Below are 11,788 nucleotides of genomic sequence, written 5' to 3'. Positions count from 1 at the left end.
TGATTGAACAATGACAAAAAAGGAGGGGATGTGTAACGTTTACCAAACACAGGTAACTTGCACATCCCCTCCTTTGGAGGGGCTTGGGGAGGTCCTTTAGGGGACCTACTTTATATTATCAACCCAGTTAAACAGTCTGTGCCAACGGATTCCTCCAAAGCCTTTGCGGTCTGGATCACTTGACCACCAGATGAAGATTGGCTTACCAACGACATGATCCTCTGGCACAAAGCCCCAAAAACGGCTGTCGGCAGAGTTATGACGGTTATCACCCATCATCCAGTAATAGTCCATCTTAAAGGTGTAGCTATTAGATAGTTTACCGTTGATATATATCTTTCCGTTCTTAACCTGCAAGTCATTGCCCTCATATACCTTGATACAACGCTCATAAACAGGGAGGTTCTCTAATGTCAAATTAATCGACTTGCCCTTTGCTGGAATCCAAATAGGACCATAGTTATCGCGTGTCCAACCAGTAAAACCATTGAGCGGATAATACGGACCAGAGTAGAGATCTCTATCTGTTACTGGACGGATAGACTGTACAAGCCCCTGACGCTTCAGCTCAGCAACGGCTCGTTTTGTCAATGGCATATAACCATCATAAGACAGAATATCCTTATTAAGCACTTTACCTTGGCTCAAGTCATATCCTTTCAGAAGGCTGAGCGTCTGTACATCCTCATCACTGATTTCTAAATCCTTACGAAGTTCGTCGTAACGTTCTCCTATGAAATCAGAAACAGCGATGTTTTTAAACTTAATAAAATAGGTATATTCGACTTTCTCTGGCTCTTTATTTGCCTTTCCGTCAATATAAACGATCTTGTCCTTAATCTGCAAGGTCTGTCCAGGAAGACCTACACAACGCTTCACATAGTTCTCACGACGGTCAGTAGGACGCCAATCCAACGCTCCGTAGGTGCCTACATTTCTCACAATATAAGCTCTACCCGTAGCGTATGCCTTATCAAAGAAAGCACGCTGTTGGAGTGTGTTCATCGCCGACAGATTGATATTAGGATTCTGTTGTGCGAGGAAGTTTGTACCCAATGTATAGACATCATGGTAGTAGTCATTGCCCTGATAAGCAGGCTCACTCATGATAGTATCACCTGCAGGGAAGTTGAACACAACGATATCATTGAGCTGTACCTTACCCAAACCCTTCACGCGACGGTAGTCCCAATGTGGCCAAGATATATAGCTCTTAGTATTGATAATTGGTAAAGTGTGCTGTGTCAGCGGCATTGTCAATGGTGTCTCAGGAATACGAGGACCATAACTTACCTTCGAAACAAAGAGGTAATCGCCCGTAAGGAGCGACTTCTCAAGGGAAGAAGAAGGAATAACGTAGTTCTGGAAGAAGAACAGATTGATGAAATACACTGCTACCAATGCAAATACCAGTGCATCTACCCATCCCATAATGAAGCGGATAGGACCCTCAGAATCCTCCCACCACTTCCAACGAATCTTCTTTGTGATATATACGTCATAGATAAATGGAACGACTAATAATCCCCACCAACTCTTTACCCAGAACAGGAAAAGGAGGTAGAGAACAAGAACACAAATAAACTTTGCCCATTGCTTCTTAGGATTCAGGGCTGCTTTCTCTTTGTCTATCATACTATATATTGAGGTGATAAATGTTGAATAATGAATTATGTCGGTATGTTTGTTATTAAATATCAGTTGGTGAAAGGGTGTTAAGAAGAACAGTCTCCTCTATTGTGCGTTACTTTTAGCTTTATGATAAAGCATTATCAGTAATCATCAACACCCAACAACCATCACTTAACACCCAACATTAAAACTTAAATAAATCGCTTGTAGTAAGCAAGCCGGTATGCTCTTTGGTATATTCAGCTGCTAAGACGGCACCCAATGCAAAGCCTTTACGGCTGTGAGCATCGTGAGTAATGGTAATCTTGTCTGCCTCAGAGTCGTAACTGATGCTATGAATACCAGGCACTTCATCACGTCGAATAGAGGCAATAGGAAGTTCGTTAGGAGCAACCTTGTTACTGCCTGACTCCGTACCATCGGCAGCGTGTTGGAAGCCTTTAACCCACTTATCTTTCCGATCGAGGTCGTTGATAATCTCTTCTGCAAGGGTTATGGCTGTTCCAGATGGTGCATCGAGTTTGTGAACATGGTGTACCTCCTCCATCTCAACGTTATACTGTGGGAAACCATTCATTATCTTTGCCAAGTAACGGTTGACAGCTGAGAAAATAGCAACGCCAATAGAGAAGTTACTTGCCCAGAACAAGGTCTGCCCACCTTCCGTACACATACGCTCAACCTCTGCCTTATGGTCCTGCATCCAGCCCGTAGAGCCACTAACAACCTTCACATTGTGTGCAAAGGCACGCTGATAATTGGCAAAAGCAGCCGTAGGATTCGTAAATTCAATAGCTACATCAGCCGATGCAAATGCAGGAGAATCGAAGTCCTCTATATTGTCTACATCAATAATACTTACGATTTCGTGGCCACGCTCAAGGGCTATCTGTTCTATCATATGCCCCATCTTGCCATAGCCTATCAATGCTATTTTCATAATTAATCTGAATTAAAACATTGCAAAGGTAGCTGATTTGCGGCATAAAACAAAATAAGTTTACGTATTTTTAAATAAGGTATTGACAAGTCAAGGGATGACCTTTACATATAGAGTAATTGGTAAGATTGAACCGTTCTTCTCATTTTCTATCGACGTGTTGACGCCCCGCACATCTGGTGCGGAGGCTTAGCACCAATGGTGCGAAGGCTTAACACCAATGGTGCGAAGGCTTAACACCACTGGTGCGGAGTACTAAGAACTGAGAAACTGTAGTACGAAATAATAAGAAAAATACATAGATAATACTATTAGTTTTATCATTTTCTTTGTATATTTGCGTACTGTTACAAACCAAGAATCTTTTATGGAACAACTCATCCACTACGTATGGAAACACAAGCTGTTTCCGTTGACAGGGCTTAAAACCACTGACGGACAAGAGGTGGAGGTCATTGACACTGGACTACATAATCACAACGCTGGGCCTGACTTCTTCAATGCAAAGGTGAAGATAGGCGGTACGCTGTGGGTGGGGAATGTGGAGATACACGACCGTGCCTCCGATTGGTTTCTACACAGACACGACCGCGACCCGAACTATAACAATGTTATCCTGCACGTGGCTGAGTCTATCGACGTTGATGTTAAGACACGAAGGGGCGATTATCCGCCACAGATGCGACTGCAAGTGCCAACGGCTGTGCGAGAACATTACGAAGAACTACTCACAACAGACGAATATCCGGCTTGTTATCGTATCATTCCGAGTCTTTCAAAACTAATGGTTCATTCGTGGATGAGTGCCTTACAGACTGAAAGGTTGGAACAGAAGACAGAGGCGATAGCCCAACGAGTGAAGGACTGTGACGGCTCTTGGGAAGCAGCCTACTTCGTTACACTTGCCCGCAACTATGGTTTCGGCATCAATGGGGACGCTTTCGAGACATGGGCTAAGCTAATTCCTTTGCAGGGCGTGGCACATCATCGGGACAATCTCATGCAGATTGAAGCTTTCTTCTTGGGGCAAGCTGGATTGTTAGATATAGCAGCTATCCCCGAAAGATATCAACAGCAGGCACTGAACGACAGCTATTTCACAGAGCTGAAAAGCGAATATCAGTACTTAGCACATAAGTTTGGACTACAAGCAATGGATGCCAATCAATGGCGATTCCTCCGCCTACGGCCGCAGAACTTTCCGCATATCCGTATCGCACAGCTCGCTCACCTCTACTATGAACAGCGGGCTGGATTGTCTCAGTTGTTGGAGTGTGAGAGCGTTAAGCAGGTGAGAGAGCTATTGGCAACACAGGTAACTCGCTATTGGGAAACGCATTATGTCTTTGGTGAAAAGAGCGTAAAGAGCGAGAAGAAACTATCAGCAGCATCATTAAATCTGCAGATTATCAATACCGTTGCGCCTATCCTCTTCGCATACGGCAAACATAAGAACTCGGAGAAGTACTGTGAACGTGCCTTCGACTTCCTCGAAACCTTGAAAGCAGAGGAGAATCACATCGTTAGAATGTGGAAGGAAGTGGGGCTAATGGTAGAGACTGCGGGTGATTCGCAAGCCCTTATACAACTAAAGAAGGAGTATTGTGACCGAAAAGATTGCCTCCGCTGTAGGATTGGTTATGAGTATCTGAAGGGGAGTTCATCATTAAAGGGTTAGGAGAATTGGGATAATTAGGCTACTAAGGCTAATAGGCCTAATAAGGCTAATAAGCCCAATAAAATCCTAAAAACAACATAGATTATGGAAAAGAAGAAATACATCTTTGAGACAAGACTGGATGTTCGCGACTATGAGTGCGACATCCAAGGTATCGTTAACAATGCAAACTACCTGCATTACACCGAGCATACACGCCATAGATTCCTCAAATCATTGGGCGTTAGCTTCTCTGAACTTCACGAGAAAGGCGTTGATGCCGTTGTAGCACGTATGCAACTCACTTATAAAGTGCCATTTACCTGCGACGACGAGATTATCTCACGCATGTCATTAAAGAAGAATGGACTACGCTGGGTGTTCTCTCACGACCTCTTCCGTGCCAGTGACGAACGCCTCTGTTTCCATGCAGATGTTGACCTTGTGACACTCATCAATGGTAGATTGGGCAGTAGCAAGGAATACGACGAAGCGTTTGCAAGAGTATTGTAAAAGTCTATCTACTCCCTAAACCTTCCTCTCTTCTAAGGAAGGTAGGGAGCTACTACTGATCATTACCTACACCATGGAATCCTTAAACTCAATCTTACTAACCCGACTTACTCGTTTTAACCTCAGTGAATTGGCTGAACTTTACAAGCGAGCTGGCTCTGCCACGGCTGTCATAGAACATAAAAGAGACATCAGAGAGATTCTTCCTGAAGCCTCAACGCATCTCATACAAGCCTTGAAAGACATTGATAGCCTGAGAGAATGGGCTGAACAAGAATTGGAATACGACCGTCTGCATAACATTGAGCCTATCTGTATGAATGATGAACGCTATCCACAGCGGCTCAAGGAGTGTCCAGATGCTCCTATCCTACTCTATTATCTCGGTAATGCAGACCTTAACAATCGGCACGTTATCAATATTATCGGTACACGACACTGCACCACTTATGGGCAGGATATTATCCGTTCGTTTGTCAGAGAACTAAAAGTACTTTGCCCAGATGTACTCATCCTCAGTGGACTGGCTTACGGAGTAGATATCCATGCACACCGAGCTGCCTTGGAGAATGGCTTTGAAACGGTAGGAGTATTGGCTCATGGACTCGATGATATCTACCCTCGTGGACACAGAGATACAGCTTTAAAGATGATTAAACAAGGTGGATTACTGTCGGAATATACCACGCATACGCAGCCCGTTGCCCGCAACTTCGTACAACGTAACCGTATCGTGGCAGGTTGTGCAGATGCAACTATCCTCGTAGAATCGGCTGCGAAGGGTGGAGGACTTATCACCTGCAGTATCGCTCGTAGCTATGGACGGGAAGTATTTGCCTTCCCCGGCGCTGTTCATTCGGATTATAGCGAGGGCTGTAATAACCTTATTCGTGACAATGGTGCGGCTCTCATCACATCAGCAACAGACTTTGTGAAGGCGATGGGATGGGATGATGCTATCAAATTGGGGCAGGCACAACAACGAGGAATTGAACGAACGCTTTTCCCTGATTTGTCTTCAGAAGAGGAAGCTATCGTTCGCGTGCTCGCTAAAAACAATGACTTGCAGATTAATCTCTTGTCGATTCAAGCGAATATTCCTATCTCGAGGCTCACAGGAATCCTCTTTACGCTGGAAATGAAAGGGGTTATTAGAGCGATGGCTGGCGGTTGTTATCATCTTTTAGCATAGGATCTTAATACCATAAAAGTAGCTAATACTGAAAAAAAAGACATTTCTTTGCCACAAATCTGTCCTATCTTCCGTCTTTATAGATGTGAACGGAAACTGAATCACCAACCTAATTAATTATCAAGACAATGAGAACAACAATCTTTACTATCGCATTCGCAGTAGCTGTTCTATGCTCAAGCTGCACCGTAAAAGCCAACCCAACGAGTCTCATCATACAGCCTACGAATGATGAGGTAGAGTCTATTATCAAAGAGTTTAAGAGTGGAAACAACGTCACTTACGTCAACTTGCCTAAGACACTCATAAAGCTTGGACTTAAAGCTGCCGACGACGAGACCGCTAATGCACTCGCTGAGCAAATCGACGGACTGCAAATTTTAACTTTCGAGAAGGCTAATCAAAAGATTAAAGACGGCTTATACAACCGTATCAGTAAGCTGGAAACACAGGGATATGAACCTATGGTGAAGGCAAATGAGGACGGCGAAAAGGTCAGAATCTTCATTAAAGGCAACGAAAAGGAAGTGCAGAGCCTTGTTGTCTTCGCTATGGACAAAGAAGACTGCTCACTCATCAATATCGTAGGACATATCAATCCTTCTAATATTGATGATGTCGTAAAGTCACAAACCAAGTAAACAAAGACACATTATGAAACGGTTTATCATCATAGGCATCCTTGCTCTCAGTACATTATCAGCCTCAGCGCAGAGCGTAAAAGGGCTGATTGAGCAATATAGGCACGAGAAAAACGTTATTCACCTTCATATAACACCAGCCTTAATGTCATTCTTAAAGGTGCTTACTAAAAGCCATTCGGACAATTCCAAGGCTCTGAAAGCGGTGTCATCCTTTCGTATACTTGTCTTTGACGACTGTGATTCGATTGTAAAAAGTCGTTTTAGAAACACCGTTCAGACCTTCCATCCTAAGGGATATACGCCAATCATCTACAATAAGCAGGCAGATGAGACTAATTATGTTTACCTCAAAGAAAAGAAAGGGTGCATTCGTGAAATGCTCATCCTTGCTATTGACAAACAAGATGGCGCCATTGTGCGGATTAAGGGTAAGATAAGTCCTAACGATGTCGACTCTGTTGTGAAAGAAAGTACCAACAAGAAGAATCTGAAAAGCTATAAGTTATAGGGCGGACAACCTTACATCATAGCCGATTATTGTCTAAAGCGCACATCTGCCTATGCAAGCAAGCGATTTTAAACAGCTATTCCTACCCTGCCATCGGAAACTCTTTTCGGTGGCATATAGGCTGATGAGCAACGCTCAAGCTGCTGAGGATATGGTGCAAGAAACCTTCTTAAAACTCTGGATGCAGCGTGATAAGATGGAAAAGGTTGACAATCCAGAGGCTTATAGCATAACAGTACTACGCCGAATCTTCTATGACAAGATGAGAGCAGGACACCTTCAAGAAGTCGACAAAGATGTGGGAAGTCTGCAAGTAAGCTCCTCACAGAACATAAGTAAGCAATTAGAGGAAGTTGACGAATACCAACGCGTAAGACAGTTAATTACCCATCTGCCCGAACCACAGGCAAGAATCATGCTGATGCGCGACATAGAAGACCGTAGTTTTGAGGAAATCAGCACCGAAACAGAGCTTACGGAGGTGAATATAAGAAGTATTCTCAGCCGTGCCCGAAAGAAGATTAGAGAACAGATAAAAGCAATGAGATATGATAAAGACTGAAGAAATAAAGCGTTTACTTAACCGATACTACGATGGAATGACCACCGAAGAGGAGGAGAAGGCGCTGCACACCTACTTCAACGGCAGTGATATCGATGCCAGTTTGACGGAGGAGCGCATCTTCTTCACGGCTCTTCAGTCATCAGAATGCTCTACACCAGCAGGGATGGAAGAGCGACTCAGTCGACAGATTAGCCAGTGGAACACCTTAGAAGTCACTAATCGTCGTGCGATAAGGCATATCAACCTGCGCTGGGTAGTAGGGATAGCAGCCAGTTTGTTGCTTCTCTTTGCTACTGGAGCTATCGTTTACCAAAACGAGAATAAGTCTCCACAAACTGAACAGGATACCTATACTAACGCTAAAGACGCTTACGCCGAAACGTCAAAAGCACTGATGAAATTCTCAAAGACGCTCAATAAGGGTATTGACGCTACCGAGAACATCACTAATAAAACAAGGGATTAGATTATGAAGAGAATTATTTTAACGCTTTGTATGACTATGATAGCCTGTATAACGGCATTTGCCCAAAAGGCATTGTTCGAAAAATACAGCGAAACAGATGGTGTCTCCACTGTCTACATATCACGTAATATGATGCGAATGATGGGCAATGTGAAAGCAGGTAACAAGGATATCAGCAAGATTGCCAGCCGACTCGACTATCTGCAGATACTCTCCTGCGAACGTCCTTCACTGATTCCTTCTATCAAGAAGTCAGCCCAAAGTATCTTCAATCAACAAAAGTATTCGATTGTAATGCAAGTCAATGAGGGAGGCAAACATACTACTATCTACGAGCGGCATTATCCAAATGGAAAGAATGAGTTTTCCCTACTCGCCATAGAACGCAATGAAATTACAATTATCAACCTACTTGGTAATATCTCGTTACAGGATATTCAAGGAATAGCTGGTGGGAAATAATCCCCCAGCTTTTTTTGGATATATAATAGAAATGAAGTACTTTTGCAGAAAATAATCAAATGAAAATAGGTATATTCGTTGGAAGCTTTGATCCATTTACAATAGGGCACGACGCTATTGTACGCCGCTCCTTGCCCCTCTTTGACAAGGTTGTGATTGGTGTTGGTATCAATGAGCGGAAGAAGTATATGCTCAGTACGGAGGAACGAACCGAGCGTATAGCACGACTCTATGCTGACGAGCCAAAGATTGAAGTAAAGGCATACAGCGACCTTACCATAGACTTTGCTCGAAGAGAGGGAGCCGAATATATCATTAAGGGTGTACGTAGCGTAAAAGACTTTGAATATGAACGCGAACAAGCTGATATCAACCGACGCTTGAGCTCTATTGAAACCATCTTTTTCTACGCTGAACCACAATTTGAAAGTATCAGTTCAAGCGTTGTAAGAGAACTGAAAAACTTTGGAAAAGACATCACTGAGTTCTTGCCAAAGGGATATTAACGATTAGACAGAGGCGCACAAGCCTCATCGATAAAACATAGACACGATGATAACATATAGTGCTGAAGGCGTTAAGATGCCTAAAATCAAGAAACGAGAGATTTCTCGTTGGATTAAAGCTGTTGCTGCAACGCATGGTAGAAAGGTTGGAGAAATTGGTTATATGTTTGTAGATGATGAGAAGATTCTCGAAGTAAACAACGAGTATCTTGGACATGATTACTACACGGACATCATTACTTTCGACTATGATGAGGATGATGTGCTCAATGGCGACCTTGTTATCTCACTTGACACAGTCCGCTCTAATGCCGAACTTTTCAAGAAGTCGTATGAGGACGAGCTTAATCGGGTTATCATTCATGGTATCCTTCACCTCTGTGGTATCAATGACAAGGGTCCTGGAGAGCGTGAGATTATGGAAGAAAACGAGAACAAAGCACTCGCACTATTAAAGGAGATGAGTGGCGAATAACGGTGGACTTCAACCTAATTCGGTTGATGCTCCCATAAACGAGATTGAAGGGCTGGAATCCTACCTTAGGTTTCAGCCCTTATTATTTGCCCTCATTTCTCTGCTTACGGATTGTAGATAGACTGCAGAAGAATTAGTATTCGGAATAAGAATAAAGGTTTATAAAATGTTTTAAGACCGTATCACTTATTCCCATTTCACCTTACATTTGTAAACTATTTTCACTTACCTCGAAACCAACACATGCTCTTTTAGCTTCTAAAAGACCCCTAATTGACTTGCAAAAGGTGCCCTTTAAGACCCTTACTAACGCCCTTTTGAAGTCCAACTAAGCACCTTTCCTTACGCAACTTCATAACTAACTGATTGACTGATGGTTACAAACACGCCTTTTATACGTATTTTTTCCTTTGTTTATAGCCATTTTACTCGAAAGTATGTAATTATTTTTCAAACCTTCATCTATGAATTTTCAACCTAATAACATGCCAAGGTTTATGTGTCGGAATAAGCGTAGTCGCTAATGACTGATTGGGTTTAACAAAAGAACTGAATAAGAAAAGGTGCCTAATTGGAGTTCAATTAAGCACCTTTTCTTATTCAGTTTGCCCTATAATGTCAGGTTATAAAACTCTTAAGAATTATGTTACCCTACTTTTCTACTTGCCCGTAGCCAATGCAACAGCCTTATTGACAATGTCACTCTGAGTATTCCACACTCGGAAATACTCGTTCATATCCCATATATCACGGGCTGTAAGCGCTTTTATCTGTAGTGCAATATTAGGAAGAGTAGCCTTTAACTCGGCCGCATCCTTGGGTTCTATCTTCTCTTTCTTGCCCTCTGCCACGATTTCATCGAGCAATGACTGTGGTACCACATAACCCTTATTGAACGCGTCAAATGAGCTGTATTGCGCCTTTAAAGCCTGACGATTCGCATCAGCATACTTCAAATAAGCATTGATGATAATACTCTTTGCGGCTAACATACGATGATAGCGAGTGAATTTTGTTGTATCAAGTGGGACAAAGTTATCAGGCATAATACCACCGCCACCATAGACAACCCGATGCTTGCGGATCGTGTAATACTTCAAAGAATCTGAGAATTGAATACTATCTGGATTGGTCAACTCGCCATGCTTAAATCTCTTTTCAATATCCATTTCATATTCCTTTAGGTCGCCCTTTGTATAAGGTTTCTGAATACAACGACCGCTTGGCGTATAGTAATGGGCTATTGTCAGACGAATCATACTACCATCAGGAAGGTCGAGCGGACGCTGTACAAGTCCCTTACCAAAGGTTCTACGGCCCACAACCGTTCCACGATCATTATCTTGAATAGCACCAGTAACAATCTCTGCAGCCGAAGCCGAGAGTTCGTTTACCAATACATAAACCTTCACATCCTGCAGTCGTCCGTTGCCAATTGCCTTAAAATTTTGGCGACGAGCGCGTCGTCCTTCGGTGTAAACAATCATGTCATTGTTCTTGAGGAACTCATTTGATATCTGAACAGCCGACTGAAGGTAACCGCCACCATTGTCTTGTAGGTCGAGAAGGAGGGTCTTCATGCCTTTCTTTTTCAGTGAATCAACAGCCGACATGAACTCGTCATGGGTCTTCATACCGAAGCTTTCGATTCGAATATAGCCCACATTAGGACGAATCATATAAGAGGCATTGATAGTATGAACTGGTATCTTAGCACGTGTAACGACAAAGGTCAAAACACCTTTCACACCACGGCGTACAACACCCAACTTCACTTTCGTACCCTTCTTACCACGAAGCATCTTCATGATATCGATACGTGCCATCTTCACACCAGCGATAGTAGAGTCGTTCACACTGACGATACGGTCGCCAGCAAGGATTCCCACCTTCTGAGATGGTCCGTTGACAACAGGCTGGATAACGACAAGTGTATCTTCAATCATATTGAACTGCACACCAATACCCTCAAAGTCACCCTGCAATGGTTCGTTCATCGCTTTGGTTTCCTTTGCATCGGTGTACGTAGAATGTGGATCGAGCTTCTCGAGCATCCCCCTAATACCATCCTCTACTAACTTCTGCTCGTTCACAGAGTCCACATAGAAGTTCTTAATTGCCATCTCTGCCAACTGCAACTTCCGTAAAGGAGAGTCATTACCCTGCTGCGCCGACAAAGGTAAAAAGGTAAAAAGGTAAAAAAGTAAAAGACAAATATACTTTCTCAT

At 43.1% G+C, this 11,788-nt stretch carries 13 protein-coding genes; 10 read left to right on the top strand and 3 right to left on the bottom strand.

Translation table 11 applies throughout. From position 1 onward, the window contains the following. Positions 1-105 precede the first annotated feature (105 nt). Together HMPREF0659_RS00350 and dapB are read right to left on the bottom strand one after the other, a co-directional pair. Entirely contained in the window at positions 106-1,635 is a 1,530-nt protein-coding gene (locus HMPREF0659_RS00350) for a S26 family signal peptidase (RefSeq protein WP_013264936.1), read from the bottom strand. Between the two features lie 181 nt (positions 1,636-1,816). After that, positions 1,817-2,572: a 4-hydroxy-tetrahydrodipicolinate reductase gene (gene dapB / locus HMPREF0659_RS00345; RefSeq protein WP_013264574.1), complete on the bottom strand. Its 756-nt coding sequence runs from the start codon at positions 2,570-2,572 to the stop codon at positions 1,817-1,819. A 367-nt stretch (positions 2,573-2,939) separates the two neighbouring features. Here dapB and HMPREF0659_RS00340 point away from each other — a divergent pair, with 367 nt between their 5' ends. From HMPREF0659_RS00340 to ybeY, 10 genes are all read left to right on the top strand, one after another. Beyond that, on the top strand, positions 2,940-4,250 hold the full coding sequence (locus HMPREF0659_RS00340; RefSeq protein WP_013264453.1) for a DUF2851 family protein: 1,311 nt from the start codon (positions 2,940-2,942) through the stop codon (positions 4,248-4,250). Between the two features lie 84 nt (positions 4,251-4,334). Further along, positions 4,335-4,742, top strand: coding sequence for an acyl-CoA thioesterase (locus HMPREF0659_RS00335; protein WP_004358870.1), 408 nt, complete (start codon positions 4,335-4,337; stop codon positions 4,740-4,742). A gap of 73 nt (positions 4,743-4,815) precedes the next feature. Beyond that, complete coding sequence (dprA, locus tag HMPREF0659_RS00330) at positions 4,816-5,934, top strand: DNA-processing protein DprA (RefSeq protein WP_044045784.1); 1,119 nt, start codon at positions 4,816-4,818, stop codon at positions 5,932-5,934. A gap of 128 nt (positions 5,935-6,062) precedes the next feature. Continuing rightward, the gene (locus HMPREF0659_RS00325) at positions 6,063-6,575 is read left to right on the top strand and encodes a DUF4252 domain-containing protein (protein WP_013263899.1); all 513 of its coding nucleotides are present in this window, start codon (positions 6,063-6,065) and stop codon (positions 6,573-6,575) included. Between the two features lie 13 nt (positions 6,576-6,588). Continuing rightward, complete coding sequence (locus HMPREF0659_RS00320) at positions 6,589-7,086, top strand: DUF4252 domain-containing protein (RefSeq protein ID WP_013264566.1); 498 nt, start codon at positions 6,589-6,591, stop codon at positions 7,084-7,086. 52 nt (positions 7,087-7,138) lie between these two features. Beyond that, positions 7,139-7,648 carry an RNA polymerase sigma factor gene (locus tag HMPREF0659_RS00315; protein WP_013263816.1) on the top strand — a complete coding sequence of 170 codons (510 nt, stop codon included), beginning with the start codon at positions 7,139-7,141 and terminating at the stop codon, positions 7,646-7,648. Further along, the gene (locus HMPREF0659_RS00310; protein WP_013264280.1) at positions 7,635-8,117 is read left to right on the top strand and encodes a hypothetical protein; all 483 of its coding nucleotides are present in this window, start codon (positions 7,635-7,637) and stop codon (positions 8,115-8,117) included. The genes HMPREF0659_RS00315 and HMPREF0659_RS00310 overlap by 14 nt, the downstream gene beginning before the upstream one ends. 3 nt (positions 8,118-8,120) lie before the next feature. Next, positions 8,121-8,579 carry a DUF4252 domain-containing protein gene (locus HMPREF0659_RS00305; protein ID WP_044045783.1) on the top strand — a complete coding sequence of 153 codons (459 nt, stop codon included), beginning with the start codon at positions 8,121-8,123 and terminating at the stop codon, positions 8,577-8,579. 59 nt (positions 8,580-8,638) lie between these two features. Beyond that, entirely contained in the window at positions 8,639-9,085 is a 447-nt protein-coding gene (gene coaD / locus HMPREF0659_RS00300; RefSeq protein ID WP_013264052.1) for a pantetheine-phosphate adenylyltransferase, read from the top strand. A 46-nt stretch (positions 9,086-9,131) separates the two neighbouring features. Further along, positions 9,132-9,560, top strand: coding sequence for an rRNA maturation RNase YbeY (gene ybeY / locus HMPREF0659_RS00295; protein WP_013264386.1), 429 nt, complete (start codon positions 9,132-9,134; stop codon positions 9,558-9,560). A gap of 659 nt (positions 9,561-10,219) precedes the next feature. Here ybeY and HMPREF0659_RS00290 read toward each other — a convergent pair. Next, positions 10,220-11,788: a S41 family peptidase gene (locus HMPREF0659_RS00290; RefSeq protein ID WP_013264872.1), complete on the bottom strand. Its 1,569-nt coding sequence runs from the start codon at positions 11,786-11,788 to the stop codon at positions 10,220-10,222.

Source organism: Prevotella melaninogenica ATCC 25845, from assembly GCF_000144405.1.
In the GTDB taxonomy this organism is placed as follows: domain Bacteria; phylum Bacteroidota; class Bacteroidia; order Bacteroidales; family Bacteroidaceae; genus Prevotella; species Prevotella melaninogenica.
Note: the sequence above shows the minus strand (reverse complement) of the source record. Positions and strands in the feature narration are given on the sequence as shown.